Below are 15878 nucleotides of genomic sequence, written 5' to 3'. Positions count from 1 at the left end.
GTAAATGGAAAAGTTTCGAGGCTGTTCTGGCGAGTTATTTGCTTAAAGCAAATTCAAAAATTCTTCTTCTGTTAATCCTGCTTTTTTGATGACACTTTTAATTAAACCGATTTTAAGTTCTTTCCTTCCGGGAATAGTTACGATCATTCCATTCGGCATCTTGATATTGATATGATCTCCTTTGCTTTTCTCTCTACTCCGCCAAATTTTACAAAAGCTTTTACTGCATCTTTACCTTTTATATTATGAAGTCCTCTGCTCATTATACAGCAACATGACTTAAAATCGTTATTCGATCTTTGGGTAGAGTCAGACCCTCTTCCTTGAGTGCCGAGATGTGGGCTTCTACTGCTTCTTTTATATTTTCGATAGTTTCTTCGACTGTTTCTCCCTGTGAGTAGCATCCTTCCAAAGCAGGAACTTCAGCCCAATAACCACCTTCTTCTGCTGAATGAAGAATTACCGTGTATTCCATTCATATACCTTTATATATTAAAACTTAACTTCAACAAATTTAATATAAGTTTTTACGAATTTTACTACAAAATTTGGATACGATTCTTTTGAGAACATTAAAATTGCAAGATAAATGTTTTTATAAATCAAAACCTTGCTAAAAAATATATTTTCTCTTCGTTGTTTTCTCTAAAAAGTATATGGAAGTTTACTCTTAATAATTAATCATAAAAAAATATGCTGATAAAAATTGCACTGAACGGCGCCAGACCTAAAAAACAAAATAAGTTTATTCCTCAATCGCTTGATGAAATCGGGAATGAGGTTAAACAATTATTTGAAAACGGGAATAAAGTTTTTCATATACACTGCTATGAAAAAAATTGAAATAGTAAAAAACTTTATTAAAGCATATAATTCACTTAATGTTGAAAGTATGCTGGCATATCTTCATCCTGAAATTGAATTTAAGAACATTTCAAATGGTGTAGAAAATGCTCATACAAACGGCATTGAAAAATTCAGTGAATTAGCAAACAATTCAATTAATATCTTTAGTGAAAGAAAACAGAAGATCACATCGTACAGAGAATCTAATGATGCGGTAAATGTTGAAATAAATTTTCGCGGGATACTGGCTATAGATTTACCTATTGGATTAAAAGCCAGAGAGACTTTGATTATGAATGGAAAATCAACTTATGTATTTAAAGACAACTTAATTATATCGCTTGTAGATGAAAGTTAATTGTATAACCTCCTTTATTGTTTTCTTTGGGAAGAATGGGGAAGTTTTTGTCAATCTTCTAAAGTTGTGATTAATTAAAGCATAATACCATAGCTACTAATTTTTGGGCTTAAACAAGATTCAAAACAACATTTTTAGTTATATTTTAACTACAATTTTATTATTCTATTAAAAATAGTGTAAATATATGCGACTAATAAAAGCAAGAGTTCAGAACTACCGTAGTATCATAGATAGTGGTGAGTTCGAAATTGAAAAATTAAAAACTATTTTGGTTGGGCCAAATGAATCCGGTAAAACAGTTCTCCTTCAAGCATTACAACAATTAAATAAGCCGGAAGAAATACAGGGTTTTGATTTACTAAGAGATTATCCCCGATCCTTATATAATGATATTACAACTAAGAAAATTGATCCGAAGGAGATTACTGTTGTAACAGGTTATTTTTCTTTGGAAGATGAAGATAGAACTCTTTTACCTGATGAATTTAAGGCATGCATTTATAAGACTTGGACAAATATTGATAATAAAAGATACCATGCATTAGAAAATTGTCAACGTAAAATTCAGTATAAAGATATTAAAAATGATTTAAATCGATTAGTAGCACATTTAGACGAACAAAATAAAATTAAAAATCCGAATGAAGCAACGAATGACCCAAGTAATCAACTCAAACCAATTATTAATACTTGGAATGATTTACATTTCCTTTCCTCAGATAAAACTTCTGCATTAAAAACTTTTCTTGAAAAAAACTTTGCACTCATTCAGGAAGGTAACTCTAAGGAAGAAACGAGATATTCAAAACTAATTGAACAAATTGAGTTCAATGATAAATTTAATGACGTGCTCAAAATCATGGAAAAACGAATGCCGGTATTTGTACTTTTTAATAATTATTATAAGGTCAAAGCTTCTATTCATCTTGAACACTTAGCACACAGAACCGAACATAATTTGATGGATGATCAATATTATGATTATGGCAACTTATGCTTACTAAAATTTCTCGGCTTCACTCCCAGGGAATTAGCAAATATAGGTAACACAAGAAGTCCTGATATAAATAATTCAGGCGCTGTTCAACAATATAAGGATACCTTAGACAAGCGTACTTATCAATTAAACGCAGCAAGTGTAAAACTATCACAAGAAATTAAGAATGTTTGGATGCCAAATCCTAAAAGACAAGAAGCTGATAATCTAAGAATAGTAGCAGATGGACAATATTTGAAAGTTGTCGTAGAAGATGATCTTGGTGTCGAAATTGAATTAGATCAACGTTCCGAAGGATTTCAATGGTTGGTTTCCTTTTATGTTGTATTTTTTACAGAGGCAATGGGAAAACACAAAAATGCTATACTACTTTTAGATGAGCCTGGATTAAGTCTTCATGGACTTAAACAGCGAGATTTTAGAATCACTATTTCGAAACTTGCAGAAAAAAACCAGACGATTTATACAACACATTCCCCATTTTTAGTTGGACCAGATGAATTGGATCTTGTTCGAGTTATGGAATTGAAAAGTCGTAAAGAGGGTACAAAAGTACACACTACAATTTCTTCTACTGATCCTGCCGGTTTACTCCCATTACAAGAAGCACTTGGTTATGATCTTGCACAAAGTTTATTCTCACAGCAAAGAAATCTAGTATTGGAAGGTTTAACTGATTACTGGTATTTAGATTCTACTGCAGAGTTATTACGATCAAGCAATATTGAAAATTTAAATGAAAGCATAGCGCTTGTATTTGCTAATTCTGCGGGTAAAGTTGTGTATTATGCTACTATATTACATGCACATAATCTAAAGGTTGCTGCTCTATTAGATGCTGATGCATCGGGTGACCAAGCTGCTCAACAGGAAAATTTAGTTCACACGCTAGGAAATAAAAATATACTTAGAACTAAAGATTTCATTTCAAATCCATCAAAAGCAGAGATAGAGGATTTATTGAGAGAGACATTAATTTCCATAGTAAAAGAGGAATACGGTGTTGATACTTCCACAACAGCAAATTTTCAGCCTGATAGACCAATTGTAGATATTTTTAGTACTGAGGTAACCGGATTTTCAAAATATAATTTAGCTAAGGCTTATGTGAAGTGGACAAGACATCACGATGCAAAAGATTTAACCCAAACTGAGAAAGATGTATTTAAAAATTTAATCCAGACAATAAATAAAGTTTTGAAATAGAAAACCTTTGGTTCAATTAATTATATGCAAAACTTTTTATTAATATTATTACAAGTTCACGAAAATTCTCAGACTCATTTGAACACAATTGAGTTTAAAGATTATGCCCCATTCATAGTGGCCTTGGTTGCTTTGTTCACATTATTATTTGGCATTTTACAGTACAGGAAAGGATTAGTACAAAGAAGGAGTGAGCAGTTTTTAAAGATGCGAGAACGTTATATTGATAATAAAGAATTTCAGGGATTGTTCACCTTAATTGAGAATGACGATGAGAAACTTAAGACCATTCCTTATAAACAAAAATTGAAATTTCTTGGCTTTTATGAAGAACTTGCACTAATGAAGAACAGCGGACTCATTAAAAGAGAAGTGGTTTTTTATATGTTTGCTTATCATGCAATTCGCATCTGGCAAAGTGAGAACTTTTGGTATATTACTGATAACAGTGGTGTTGCCAAAGTTGTTAATAAGGAAAGTGCATATTGGTTTCTTTTTAAGAAATTCGCTCAAGAAATGATTGGTTATGAAAAACAGTTTATCCTAAAAACAAAGTCTCATAGTAAATTTTTTTCAAAGAGGCTAAAATTCAAATTATAGTATATAGCATTTCTAATCTTTCAAATCCTATTTTATACATCACTTTTGTATTATTCGTCTTCAACAGCATATACTATGAACAACATCCAATCACTCAGTTTAAAACGATTGATTCGACAATAAAGTTGATTTAATTTTTTTAGGAAGTAAATACTTGAAGCATAAACCAGGTAAAAAAATAAAAGTCAATCGCATTCCTGAAAGAGGATTTTACGATTCTGAAACGATCAATAAAATTATTGATGAAGCTTTGTATTGCCACATTAGTTTTATTCAGGATGGACACCCGTTTATCATTCCAACTATTCACGCAAGAATAAATGAACATCTTGTTTTTCACGGAGCAAAAGCCAGCCGTCTTCTTAAACAAATTTCCAGTGGTGAAGAAATAGCTGTCTCAGTTACAATTTTAGATGGACTTGTTCTGGCACGATCGGTTTTTCATCATTCAATGAACTACAGATCTGTGGTGATTTTTGGTAAAGGCAAATTGATTGAAAATAAAAATGAAAAACTCAATGCTCTGGAAGCAATAACAAATCATATCATTCCGGGCAGATGGGATGATGCAAGAAAGCCAAACGAAAAAGAACTTAATGCAACTTCAGTTGTTTCACTTAAGATAGACGAAGCTTCAGCAAAAATAAGATCCGGTCCGCCAAAGGATGAAGAAGAAGATTATGATTTGCCGGTTTGGGCTGGTGTTTTACCATTTTCAAAAAAGTTTGAACAACCAAATGCGGATCCAAAACTTAAATCAGGAATTCTTCTTCCGGATTATGTCAACAAACTTATTAAATCAAAATTATAATTTATTTTTGTATCCTTTAAACTCTGTTAAGGAGCGACTTTAGCAGACCAGAGTAAAATATGAATGAAACAGAAAAATTTGGCTTCGATAATTGGTTTCAAGATAAAGTTGATTTATCTAAAACCGAATTTAATATCTCAAGAGTAATAAGCGTAAACAAAAACAGCTTTGTTGTTTCCAACGGAATAAAAGAAATTTATGCAGAGCTAACAGGAAAGTTTTTGTTTAACTCGGAGGACTCGCTTGATATGCCTGCTGTCGGTGATTGGGTTTATACACAACTCTTCGATGATGATGAGCTTGCAATTATTCACGAAATACTTCCACGTAAATCATTACTGAAAAGAAAAGCGTCTGGCAAAAAAGTTGATTACCAGCTTATCGCTGCGAATATTGATACTGCGATCATTATGCAGTCTCTCGATTCTAATTTTAATTTAAGACGGCTTGAGCGTTACCTCGTAATGATAAACGAAGGCAAAATTACTCCGGTAATATTTTTAAGTAAAAGTGATCTTATCAGTCCGGAAGAAATTGAAAAGAAGAAAAATGACATCCGTAAAATCCTTCCTGATGTAAATGTTGAAGCTTTCAGTAATAACACTGCCAGCGATATTGAAAACATTAAGTCGTTCTTCACGCCCTATAAAACTTACTGCTTGCTTGGTTCATCCGGTGTCGGCAAAACAACTTTGCTGAATAATTTAATCCACCAGGAGCTTTACAAAACTCAGCCAACAAGAGAAAAAGACGGAAGGGGGAAACACACCACCACTCGCCGCGAGCTGATTGTTCTTGAAAACGGAGCGATAATAATTGACAATCCGGGAATGCGCGAGCTTGGAGTGATTTCAAATGAGTCGGGACTTGGCGATACATTCAACGAAATAGATGATCTGGCTTTTCTATGCAAATACAAAGACTGTACTCATACAGTTGAAATCGGTTGTGCAGTTCTGGATGCTCTACATCGAAAAGAAATTTCAGAAGAGCGATATAACAACTACATAAAAATCTATAAAGAATCGTTGTATAATGAAATGTCATACGTTGAAAAAAGACAGAAGGACAAAAAGTTTGGCAAGTTCTTTCACTCAACAATGAAAGATGTGAAGAAGATGAAAGGGAGATGATATACATAGTCAGTCGTCATTCCGAACTGACCAAAGGTCATCCTGAATTTATTTCAGGATCTGTGTTTGTTTCGGAATCTCACTGTTAGCTTTTGAATTAATTAGAGAACCTGAAACCTGCCTTGCCGTCAGGCAGGCAAGTTCAGGTTGACAAACCGAAGGATAATAAGTTTGGCAAGTTCTTTCATTCCACAATGAAAGATGTGAAGAAGATGAAAGGGAGATGATATACATAGTCAGTCGTCATTCCGAACTGACCAAAGGTCATCCTGAATTTATTTCAGGATCTGTGTTTGTTTCGGAATCTCACTGTTAGCTTTTGAATTAATTAGAGAACCTGAAACCTGCCTTGCCGTCAGGCAGGCAAGTTCAGGTTGACAAACCGAAGGATAAAAAGTTTGGCAAGTTCTTTCATTCCACAATGAAAGATGTGAAGAAGATGAAAGAGAGATAGTATTTTCAGCCTGTCGTCATTCCGAACTGACCAAAGGTCATCCTGAATTTATTTCAGGATCTGTGTTTGTTTCGGAATCTCACTGTTAGCTTTTGAATTAATTAGAGAACCTGAAACCTGCCTTGCCGTCAGGCAGGCAAGTTCAGGTTGACAAACCGAAGGATAATAAGTTTGGCAAGTTCTTTCATTCTACAATGAAAGATGTAAAGAAGATGAAAGGAAGATGATAATTATAATATTGAAAATTATGGCGATTGGAATCGGTGCAACATTGGCAATCGATTTATGGGTTTCATTTCTTAAATTATTTAAAATAAAATCTCTTGACTATCGATACGTCGGTCGCTGGATAGGAAATTTTTCCAAGGGAAAATTCTTGCACAATAAAATTCAGGACACACCGCCAATACCACACGAGTTAATAATTGGCTGGGCTGTTCATTATTTGATAGGTATTACTTTCGCTTTCATACTAATTGTTGTTTATGGAATCAACTGGCTAGATAGACCGAGTTTCTTTCCTGCAATTATAATTGGTCTAATGACGGCAGTCGGACCATTTTTTATAATGCAGCCGGCATTTGGACTTGGGATTGCATCATCCAAGTTACCAAATCCGAACTTACTCCGGTTAAAAAGTTTAGGCACTCATCTGATGTACGGAATTGGGTTATATGTGAGTGCAGTTTTGTTAAATGCAATATTCTAACTTTCTCATATAGATTTGATATAAAGGAAAAACTCTCAAGCTATTAACCTACGTTAACTCTCTTTTTTATCTTATGTGAATGATCGGGCTCATTACTAATATTATCTTTACAATGTAAGTTTTTTCAACTCAAAAAAAGGTAAAGCAAAATGACAAAGAAATTATTAAATCCCGGAAATCACGAGCATCAAATAAATATTGCTTTATTATTTCTTCGAATAACGATTGGTGTTTTTATAATTGTACACGGAACAGGAAAATTGCTGTCGTTGTTTGAAGGTGGTCCGATTGAATTTGCTAACCCGATTGGAATCGGTCAGGCAGCATCACTTCTCCTCGCAACATTTGCTGAATTTTTTTGCGCTCTATTCTTGATTTTCGGATTTGCAACAAGATTTGCTGTTGTTCCATTAATTATCACAATGATAGTCGCCGGATTTATCATTCATGCAGACGACGGATATTTTGTAAAAGAGAAAGCATTTATGTTTCTATCTGTCTTTATAACATTTGCAATTGCTGGAGCCGGAAAATTTTCGGTTGATAATCTGATTTACCGGAAGATAAAATCATAAGAATCAGTTGTCAGAAAATTGTGAGAATTCATCAAGATAATAAAAATTTGTGGGATTCATCAGCACAGCATTGGAGCGTTCAGGAAAATACTTTCATTCCGCTTTATGAAAAAGTTCTTGAGCAAATAAATCTAAATCCAAAACATTCTATAATTGATATTGGTTGCGGCACTGGAATTTTTTTAATGTTAGCCTCAAGGTTTGGATGTGAAATAACCGGGATTGATTTATCGCAGAGTGCAGTTGATTCAGCAAAAGAACGTTTACCCAAGGGTACTTTTATTAATGGCAATATGGAAACAATTGAATTTGCTAATAATACTTTCGATTTCGTATTCGGAAATAATTCTTTTCAATATGCTGATGATTTGCATAAAACATTTCTGAAAGTTTATCGCATACTTAAAAATATGGGGAGCTTACTTATTTCAGTTTGGGGAAAACCGGATGAATGTGATTCGTTTTCTTACTTTAAAGTTTTCAACAAATTTTCAAATCAGCCGGATAATTATACTGTTCCATTCAATTTATCAAAAGAAGGAGAAATTGAATCATCTGTTTCGAATGCAGGGTTTAAGTTCGGCAGAAAATTAACTGTGACTTGTCAGCGATATTATCCCGACACCCAAACAGCTTTGACAGGAATACTTTCTTCGGGTCCGGCAAAGAAAGCAATCAATTATTCATCCTATGATAAAGTGAAGCAGGCAGTATTAATATCAATCGAAAAGTTTAAGAAGAAAGATGGCAGTATAAATATGTACAATAATTTTATTTTAGCAGAAGGAATTAAAATTTAATTCTTTACAGAAAATTTAGAGTGGAATAGTAAATTGTCATTCCGCTTCAATCATCACCACAGTAATATCATCGCTCTGCGGATGACCGGCTGTATATTCTTTTACTTTATTAATTACATCATTAACCGTTAATGATTTCATCCGCACAAGTTCAATAAGTCTTTCTGTCCCAAATTCTTCCTCAGATTTGTTCATCGCTTCCGTTACACCATCGGAATAAAAGAGCAATTTATCTCCGGATGATAACTTGATTTCAGTCTCACCGAATATGCTTTCACTGATGCCAAGTGGAAGCCCCGAGTTCGTATTCAACAATATTGTACCGGATACATCAGATAATACAGGAGAAAGATGTCCGGCATTTGCAATGACAAGAGTTTTATTGTTTGGATTCAAAATTGCATAGATTATCGTTACAAATTTTGTGGTAGGGAAATCCTTAATCAGCAGTTCATTTACAAGTTTCAAAACTATGCCGGGAGAAGATTCTTTATCTGCTACAAGTCTGAGCATACTTCTGGTTGAAGACATCAATAATGCAGCGCCCATACCTTTTCCTGAAACATCTGCAAGTACAATTCCGATTCTACCATCTCCGAGAGAAATGTAGTCAAACCAGTCCCCTCCTGCTTCAAGACAGGGAAGACATATTCCGTTAATATTAAACCCGGCTAATTCGGGAGACTTTTGAGGGAAAAGATGAAGCTGAATATTTCGGGCGTCTTTCAGTTCGTTGGAAATTCTTTCGCGTTCAAGTTTCTCGCTGCGGAACAATCTTGCATTTTCTATTGCAATCGAAATGTTAGCGGCTAATGACTCAAGTAAATGAATTCTCGCCTGATCAAATGCGTTAGTCTCATGATGCTGAATGCTAAATACTCCAATCAATCTCTCATTAATCATAAGAGGAATATCTACCTCTGAACGGGTGGATTCTTCACTCACTTTGTAGTATGGATCTATTGTAACATCTGGTGCATAGTAAGTTCTCTTTGTTGCGGCAACTTGCCCAATAATTCCATATTCGCCAATCTTAAAACGATCTCCTTTAATATGATAATTTTTTGTCCAGCCACGAACAGCAGCAATTTCAAGCTCATTTGATTCGTTGTCTTTCAATAAAATCCCGGTTCGCAGATAACCAAAAGTTTCTCCCACATCATTAGCGATTTCTTCAAGAAGAACTTCAAGATCTAAAATTAAGTTTAGCTTTTGTGCAGAGCGCTGCAATAGTAAAAGTTCTTTAATTCGTCTTTCCTGGTCCATAATTTTTGATGATGATAAACAGATGTTTGAAGTTGTGCAATTATAGATATTAAAAAACAATTAACAAAGAATATTTATTGATGTAATTAGCAGTGGACACTGACGATCGTTTTGCAAAATTTTGATTAACAATATTTTGCTGGAAGGAATCTTAATTTGCTGTGACGCATCATATTACTGTAACTTAAAACATTAATTTAACAGTGGAGACATTTCAATGGAACAAACAACTCAAAACTTAATATCAATGCCACGAATAGGTGAAAAAGCACCAGCATTTAAAGCCGTAACAACTCAGGGCGAAATAAACTTCCCCGCAGATTATTCAGGCAAATGGGTAATTCTCTTCAGTCATCCTGCAGATTTTACGCCAGTATGTACTTCTGAGTTTATGACTTTCGCAACAATGGAAAAACAATTCAACGAAGCAAACTGCCAGCTTGTTGGGCTTTCAGTTGATGGGTTATACAGTCACATTGCATGGTTGAGAACGATAAAAGAAAAAATTGAATATAAAGGAATGAAGAATGTTGAAGTAACTTTTCCATTGATTGAAGACATTACAATGAATGTTGCTAAAACTTATGGAATGCTTCAACCGGGTGAAAGTACAACTAAAGCAGTACGTGCTGTCTTCTTCATAGATCCTAAAGGAATTATCAGAACAATTATCTATTATCCTTTAAGTCTCGGTAGAAACTTTGACGAACTTTACAGGGTTTTGGTGGCGCTTCAGACAGCAGATGAGTTTAGTGTCGCAACTCCTGCTGATTGGAGACCTGGTGATGATGTGATTGTTCCTACAGCCGGTTCGTGCGGAACAGCAAAAGACAGGATGGAGGGAAAAGATAAGGATGTTAAATGCCATGACTGGTTCTTCTGTACAAAACCAGTTGCAAAGGACGAAATAATTAAAAGAGTATTAAAGAAAAAGTAAAAATTATTTTCAATTGTTTCTTATAAACCGCAGAATAATTTATCTGCGGTTTTTTATTTTGTGATTGTCAATTCAGTTCGATTATTTTAAATTGTTACACTTGTAAACGACGATAATTTTTTACTTAAGGAGGTAATTATGTTCCTTGGACATTTCGGTGCTGGATTTGCCGGAAAGAAATTCAGCAAGTCTGCTTCTCTTGGAACTTACTTTATGGCTGCACAATGGATTGATCTTCTATGGCCAATACTTCTTTTGCTCGGAATTGAAAAAGTTAAAATTGAACCGGGAATTTCTAACGTTACTCCGCTTAATTTTAATTACTATCCTTTTACTCACAGTCTGGCTGCTGCAATCATTTGGGGAGTGATATTCGGAGTAATTTATTTTTTAATTAAAAAAAATGCGAAGACTTCAATCATTCTCGGTGTATTTGTAGTAAGTCATTGGGTTTTAGATTTTCTGGTTCACATTCCAGATTTGCCAATATTTCCCGGGTCTGAATTAAAAGTTGGACTCGGTTTGTGGAACAGTTTTACTGCAACGATCATTTTAGAAGGACTGATTTTCGGAATAGGTATTTATCTCTATTACAAAGTCACAAAGACTAAAAATAAAACAGGAACTTATTCATTGATCGGACTGGTCGTTTTTTTAATTCTGATTTATATTTCAAACCTTTTCGGTCCACCACCAGATTCGGTTAAAGCAATTGGAATTGTTGGTAATGCACAATGGCTGATAATTCTTTGGGGATATTGGATTGATAAAAACAGGATGGCTGAATGATAAACAAAAAACAAATTAAAGAAGATTATAAATTGAAGAAACAACCTGCGGGAATTTTTGCAGTTCATAATGTTGTTGATAATAATATGTTTATTGGTACAAGTAAAGATCTTCCTGCTGTATTAAGAAGATTTGAATTCACTTTAAAGATGGGAAGTTTTCCGTTTCAACAGTTGATTGATGATTACAAAAGACTCGGTGAGAAAAATTTTAAAGTAAAAGTAATTGATAAGCTTGAATTAAAAGATGAAACAGAACAGGAAATAGATAAAGAGCTGTTAACTCTGGAGGATATGTGGATCGAAAAACTGAAAAAAGAAGGAGTTAGTTTCTATAATAAAAAGTAATAAGTCAACTCTTATTCTGATTGGTTAAAAAGAAGCCGATGATTATCATAAACGATATGAGCGAAACGATTTGTTGATTTTGATAACGCTTCGAAACCAATAGTTTTTACGAAACTTTTTATTTTACTGCAATCATCAGATCAGAACCGAAGGAAGTATTTTTTCTTTCGATTTTTGAAAGACCAGCCGATTCAAACCACTCTCTCATTTCTTTTTCTGTATATGTATCACCATTCTCAGTTCCAACGAGCATATTTAAAGCAAACAACGCACTTTGTCGCGGTTGAGTTCTGTCTTCATTCATAACAAAATCATTTATTATAATCATACCGTTTTTGTTTAAAACATCAGCGCATTTTTTTACAAGCATTTTATTTTGATCGTAATTATTTATATGAACTATTGCTGAAAGAAGAATCAAATCATAATTGTCTTTAAGTTCTGTTGTAAGATAATCGCCTTCAATAAAATTGAATTTATCTGACAAACCGGCTCCACTCACATATTTTTTTGTTAAAGGAATAACGTAAGGAAGATCCAGCACAACCGCACTGATAGAGGGATTCTTTTTCACAATTTCCATAGAAAAAGCTGCTGAACCACCGCCAACATCAAGCATATTTTTAACATTGGAAATATCAATCATCATCGCAAGAATTTTTCCCTGATTAACTCCACGGTAGTGCATTGCCCCAATGAATGATTCAACCCAGTTATCGTTTTCTGACTTATTTATAATACTGCGCTGTGAACTTCCTTTAATTACTGAATCGGTAAGACTGCTCCAGTCATTCCAGAGATTATTCGCGTGATAAATATTCCCCATAAAATCAGGTTTGCCCTCCACAAGATATTTGGCAGACAAATCTGAGTTATAAAATTTTCCGTGAACTTTTTTCAACAATCCCATTGCACACAAAGCATTCATCAGCCGGTCAGTTGCTCTCGGATCTGAATTTAATTTTTGTGCCACATCATCAGAAGTCATCAAGTGTTTATCAAGGGAGGTAAATATTTTTAATTCGAATGCTGTTAAAAATGTCCGGCTCTCCCTGAAAGCATTTGCTAATTCACGGATATCTTCAGCAGACTTAATATCATTCATTTTAGATTCTCCACTTTGCAATTTGACCAATCATTTCTTATTGAGTTGAATCAAGTAATCCATCCGTTATCAATTGATTTTTTACCGCAACAGCAAGCTCCGAAATTGTTTGTTCGATGCTCTCAGGATTAATTGAAGTGCTTTCTCCATACCAGACAAGCTTATCATCTTTCAATGAATAAATAAGAATTTCAATATCCACATAAACATTGGAACTGGAATACATATACGGATCGTACATATAATTCCAGGCGTAATTGTAATAACCGCCAAAACTATAATAAGCTGAAGGATACATACCTGAAGAATAGTAAGTTGTTTTTTGATCAACATTTCTTACCGATAGGACAAGTGCGCCCTCAATTCCTCTTTCACTAAGTTTTTTCTTTACTTCACTTATATCAGCAAGTTCTTCATTGGTAACAAGCTTGTATGCAGGAACTGCTATAGTGTTTGGCATTTGACTGGCGATTGTTTCTTCTGTTTGCATTCGCATATCAGGATTTTTAACCATCGCAAAAACAGCAACTGTTTGAAACTTTATTGATTCTGCCGTGGCTTCAGGGTTTTTCCAGCTATTTGAAATTTTATTGGAAGAGCTGCATCCGGCAATAAGTACAATAGCAAATAAAATTATAAGAACTGATTTCATAAAAAATATTTTCCTTTTTTGTTTTTGTGAACTTAAAGAAAATTGACGTGTACTGCTAAATTCGCGTTAAAGAATAAATAACGTATTGATGAGAAAATAAATTCAAATTATCTTTGCTCAATTATTAATAACTATTTAAGGTTTAGCTTATTTATTGATACTTAAACCAAAACTATTCACCACTCTTAAAGGCTACTCAAAAAAGCAATTCACTTCCGATTTAACCGCTGGAATTATTGTAGGTATTGTTGCTTTACCATTGGCTATTGCTTTTGGAATTGCTTCAGGTGTCACTCCTGAAAAAGGATTAATTACTGCAATCATTGCCGGATTCATAATTTCTTTTCTCGGAGGCAGTAAAGTTCAGATTGGCGGACCAACCGGTGCTTTCATCATAATCGTATATGGAATTGTTCAGCAATATGGAATGAATGGATTAATACTTGCAACAGTAATGGCTGGTGTAATTCTGGTGATTATGGGTTTTGCCAGGTTTGGTTCGATTATAAAATTTATCCCTCATCCTGTTGTTATTGGATTCACCAGTGGAATTGCACTGATAATTTTTTCATCCCAGATAAATGATTTTTTAGGATTGAACATAGGAACAGTCCCATCAGAATTTTTTCAGAAGTGGATTATTTATTCACAGAATTTATTTTCTATTAATTACTGGTCGCTATTGATTGGTGCAATTTCCTTAATCACAATCTTAATATTTCCAAAAATAACTCACAAGATTCCCGGTTCAATAGTTGCAATAATTATATCAACTTTGCTTGTTCAAATATTTCATCTACCTGTTGAAACTATCGGAAGCAGGTTTGGAGAAATTCCATCATCAATTCCTTCGCCAACTCTTCCACACTTTGATCTTGAAGTAATCAGAAATTTGATTAGTCCTGCCACTACAATTGCTTTACTTGCTGCAATTGAATCGTTACTTTCGGCTGTAGTTGCCGATGGAATGATTGGTGGAAGACATCGTTCAAATATGGAATTAGTTGCTCAAGGTGCTGCAAATATTGTAACTCCTTTGTTTGGAGGAATTCCTGCAACTGGTGCAATTGCAAGAACTGCAACGAATATCAAAAACGGAGGACGAACACCTGTCGCTGGAATTATTCATGCAATTGTTCTTTTATTAATAATGTTATTCTTCGGAACGTGGGCAAAACTTATCCCAATGGCGACACTTGCTGCAATTTTAATTGTTGTTGCTTATAATATGAGTGAGTGGAGATCTTTTGTTGAAGTCTTTAAATACCCCAAAAGTGATCTGGCTGTTTTGCTGACAACATTTTTTCTCACAATAATTTTCGATCTGACAATCGCAATTCAGATAGGAATGATATTGGCGGTATTTTTATTTATGAGAAGGATGGCAATGGTCACCAATGTTGGAATTATCACAAAAGAATTGAAAGATGTGGATGAAGTAGTTGATATTAATTCGATACAGAATAAAAAAGTTCCCGATGGCGTTGAAGTTTTTGAAATTAATGGTCCTTTCTTTTTTGGTGCGGTTTCAAAGTTCAGAGATACAGTGAGAATTATTGAAAATCCACCAAAGATTATAATAATCAGAATGCGCGATGTACCCGCAATTGATTCAACAGGAATTCATGCACTTGAACAGCTTTTGAAAGACACAAAAAAACATGGGACTCATCTGGTTTTATCAGGTGTTCATACTCAACCATTAATAGCCTTGGCTCAGGCAGATTTTATTGAAAAGATTGGGGAAGAGAATGTTCACGGGAATATTGATGATGCTCTTGATCGCACAAGAGAAATTCTTGGGTTACCAAAACTTGGAAGACCTTCAGATTTTTATCCAACTGTTGCCAGAGATCGAAATAAATAATTCAAAACTTTTATAATTTGCTTTACATAAAATCACTCGGCATCTGGTTCATACTTACAATTAGTGCAATTATTGTTGCAACATTCCGGGTTAATGTTCTACTTCCGCAATTCGGCGAACAGACTGCACATCAAATCGGAACAATACTCTTTCTCATTGTTCAATTTATTATAATTTACTTCTTCATAAAAAAGATGAAAGTTAAGGAAACAAAAACTTTGCTCGGCGTCGGATTATTCTGGGTTGTGATAACAATAATTTTCGAGTTTTTATTCGGGCATTACGTAATGGGAAATTCCTGGCAGAAACTTTTCGCTGATTATAATTTGTTAGATGGCAGATTGTGGGTATTAGTTTTAATTAATAATCTTTCTGCACCACTAATAAGCGGTAAAATTAAAAAGTAGTTCACAGAAATTGCTT

General features: G+C 34.2%; 20 protein-coding genes. 14 read left to right on the top strand and 6 right to left on the bottom strand.

Going from position 1 to position 15878, the window contains the following annotated elements; translation table 11 throughout:
* Positions 1 to 42 precede the first annotated feature (42 nt).
* Together HND39_06600 and HND39_06595 are read right to left on the bottom strand one after the other, a co-directional pair.
* Positions 43 to 159 carry a type II toxin-antitoxin system HicA family toxin gene (locus HND39_06600; protein ID QKJ95978.1) on the bottom strand — a complete coding sequence of 39 codons (117 nt, stop codon included), beginning with the start codon at positions 157 to 159 and terminating at the stop codon, positions 43 to 45.
* Positions 160 to 262: 103 nt separating this feature from the next.
* Entirely contained in the window at positions 263 to 475 is a 213-nt protein-coding gene (locus HND39_06595; protein QKJ95977.1) for a type II toxin-antitoxin system HicB family antitoxin, read from the bottom strand.
* A 218-nt stretch (positions 476 to 693) separates the two neighbouring features.
* Between HND39_06595 and HND39_06590 the strand changes: the two genes are divergently transcribed.
* From HND39_06590 to rsgA, 6 genes are all read left to right on the top strand, one after another.
* A complete protein-coding gene (locus tag HND39_06590; protein QKJ95976.1) occupies positions 694 to 843 on the top strand; it encodes a hypothetical protein in 150 nt (49 codons plus the stop codon).
* Positions 830 to 1204, top strand: coding sequence for a nuclear transport factor 2 family protein (locus HND39_06585; GenBank protein QKJ95975.1), 375 nt, complete (start codon positions 830 to 832; stop codon positions 1202 to 1204). Before HND39_06590 ends, HND39_06585 begins: the two co-directional genes overlap by 14 nt.
* Before the next feature lie 187 nt (positions 1205 to 1391).
* Positions 1392 to 3410: an AAA family ATPase gene (locus HND39_06580; protein ID QKJ95974.1), complete on the top strand. Its 2019-nt coding sequence runs from the start codon at positions 1392 to 1394 to the stop codon at positions 3408 to 3410.
* A gap of 24 nt (positions 3411 to 3434) precedes the next feature.
* Positions 3435 to 4010 carry a hypothetical protein gene (locus HND39_06575; GenBank protein ID QKJ95973.1) on the top strand — a complete coding sequence of 192 codons (576 nt, stop codon included), beginning with the start codon at positions 3435 to 3437 and terminating at the stop codon, positions 4008 to 4010.
* 154 nt (positions 4011 to 4164) lie between these two features.
* The gene (locus HND39_06570) at positions 4165 to 4821 is read left to right on the top strand and encodes a pyridoxamine 5'-phosphate oxidase family protein (GenBank protein QKJ95972.1); all 657 of its coding nucleotides are present in this window, start codon (positions 4165 to 4167) and stop codon (positions 4819 to 4821) included.
* A gap of 59 nt (positions 4822 to 4880) precedes the next feature.
* The gene (rsgA, locus tag HND39_06565; protein QKJ95971.1) at positions 4881 to 5954 is read left to right on the top strand and encodes a ribosome small subunit-dependent GTPase A; all 1074 of its coding nucleotides are present in this window, start codon (positions 4881 to 4883) and stop codon (positions 5952 to 5954) included.
* Positions 5955 to 6002: 48 nt separating this feature from the next.
* Here the strand turns inward: rsgA and HND39_06560 are convergent, their stop codons facing one another.
* The gene (locus HND39_06560) at positions 6003 to 6188 is read right to left on the bottom strand and encodes a hypothetical protein (protein ID QKJ95970.1); all 186 of its coding nucleotides are present in this window, start codon (positions 6186 to 6188) and stop codon (positions 6003 to 6005) included.
* Positions 6189 to 6631: 443 nt separating this feature from the next.
* Between HND39_06560 and HND39_06555 the strand changes: the two genes are divergently transcribed.
* The 3 genes from HND39_06555 to HND39_06545 all read left to right on the top strand — a co-directional run bounded on the left by HND39_06555 (position 6632) and on the right by HND39_06545 (position 8492).
* Positions 6632 to 7117, top strand: a complete 486-nt coding sequence (locus tag HND39_06555; GenBank protein ID QKJ95969.1) for a DUF2938 domain-containing protein — start codon at positions 6632 to 6634, stop codon at positions 7115 to 7117.
* A gap of 149 nt (positions 7118 to 7266) precedes the next feature.
* Complete coding sequence (locus HND39_06550; protein ID QKJ95968.1) at positions 7267 to 7692, top strand: DoxX family protein; 426 nt, start codon at positions 7267 to 7269, stop codon at positions 7690 to 7692.
* Between the two features lie 20 nt (positions 7693 to 7712).
* Positions 7713 to 8492 carry a class I SAM-dependent methyltransferase gene (locus HND39_06545; protein ID QKJ95967.1) on the top strand — a complete coding sequence of 260 codons (780 nt, stop codon included), beginning with the start codon at positions 7713 to 7715 and terminating at the stop codon, positions 8490 to 8492.
* A gap of 36 nt (positions 8493 to 8528) precedes the next feature.
* Here HND39_06545 and HND39_06540 read toward each other — a convergent pair whose 3' ends face one another.
* The gene (locus tag HND39_06540) at positions 8529 to 9758 is read right to left on the bottom strand and encodes a SpoIIE family protein phosphatase (GenBank protein ID QKJ95966.1); all 1230 of its coding nucleotides are present in this window, start codon (positions 9756 to 9758) and stop codon (positions 8529 to 8531) included.
* Between the two features lie 217 nt (positions 9759 to 9975).
* Between HND39_06540 and HND39_06535 the strand changes: the two genes are divergently transcribed.
* The 3 genes from HND39_06535 to HND39_06525 all read left to right on the top strand — a co-directional run bounded on the left by HND39_06535 (position 9976) and on the right by HND39_06525 (position 11831).
* Complete coding sequence (locus tag HND39_06535) at positions 9976 to 10695, top strand: peroxiredoxin (protein ID QKJ95965.1); 720 nt, start codon at positions 9976 to 9978, stop codon at positions 10693 to 10695.
* Positions 10696 to 10833: 138 nt separating this feature from the next.
* Positions 10834 to 11484, top strand: coding sequence for a hypothetical protein (locus HND39_06530; protein ID QKJ95964.1), 651 nt, complete (start codon positions 10834 to 10836; stop codon positions 11482 to 11484).
* Positions 11481 to 11831: a GIY-YIG nuclease family protein gene (locus HND39_06525; GenBank protein ID QKJ95963.1), complete on the top strand. Its 351-nt coding sequence runs from the start codon at positions 11481 to 11483 to the stop codon at positions 11829 to 11831. The genes HND39_06530 and HND39_06525 overlap by 4 nt, the downstream gene beginning before the upstream one ends.
* Before the next feature lie 118 nt (positions 11832 to 11949).
* Here the strand turns inward: HND39_06525 and HND39_06520 are convergent, their stop codons facing one another.
* Together HND39_06520 and HND39_06515 are read right to left on the bottom strand one after the other, a co-directional pair.
* Complete coding sequence (locus HND39_06520; GenBank protein ID QKJ95962.1) at positions 11950 to 12936, bottom strand: methyltransferase domain-containing protein; 987 nt, start codon at positions 12934 to 12936, stop codon at positions 11950 to 11952.
* Between the two features lie 37 nt (positions 12937 to 12973).
* The gene (locus HND39_06515; protein ID QKJ95961.1) at positions 12974 to 13588 is read right to left on the bottom strand and encodes a hypothetical protein; all 615 of its coding nucleotides are present in this window, start codon (positions 13586 to 13588) and stop codon (positions 12974 to 12976) included.
* A gap of 157 nt (positions 13589 to 13745) precedes the next feature.
* Here HND39_06515 and sulP point away from each other — a divergent pair, with 157 nt between their 5' ends.
* The gene (gene sulP, locus HND39_06510; GenBank protein ID QKJ97909.1) at positions 13746 to 15455 is read left to right on the top strand and encodes a sulfate permease; all 1710 of its coding nucleotides are present in this window, start codon (positions 13746 to 13748) and stop codon (positions 15453 to 15455) included.
* Positions 15456 to 15472: 17 nt separating this feature from the next.
* The gene (locus HND39_06505) at positions 15473 to 15862 is read left to right on the top strand and encodes a hypothetical protein (protein ID QKJ95960.1); all 390 of its coding nucleotides are present in this window, start codon (positions 15473 to 15475) and stop codon (positions 15860 to 15862) included.
* Positions 15863 to 15878 lie beyond the last annotated feature (16 nt).

The organism is Ignavibacteriota bacterium, from assembly GCA_013285405.1.
Lineage (GTDB): Bacteria > Bacteroidota > Ignavibacteria > Ignavibacteriales > Ignavibacteriaceae > IGN2.
The sequence above is the reverse complement of the archived record's forward strand: the minus strand, read 5'-3'. Positions and strand labels throughout refer to the sequence as shown.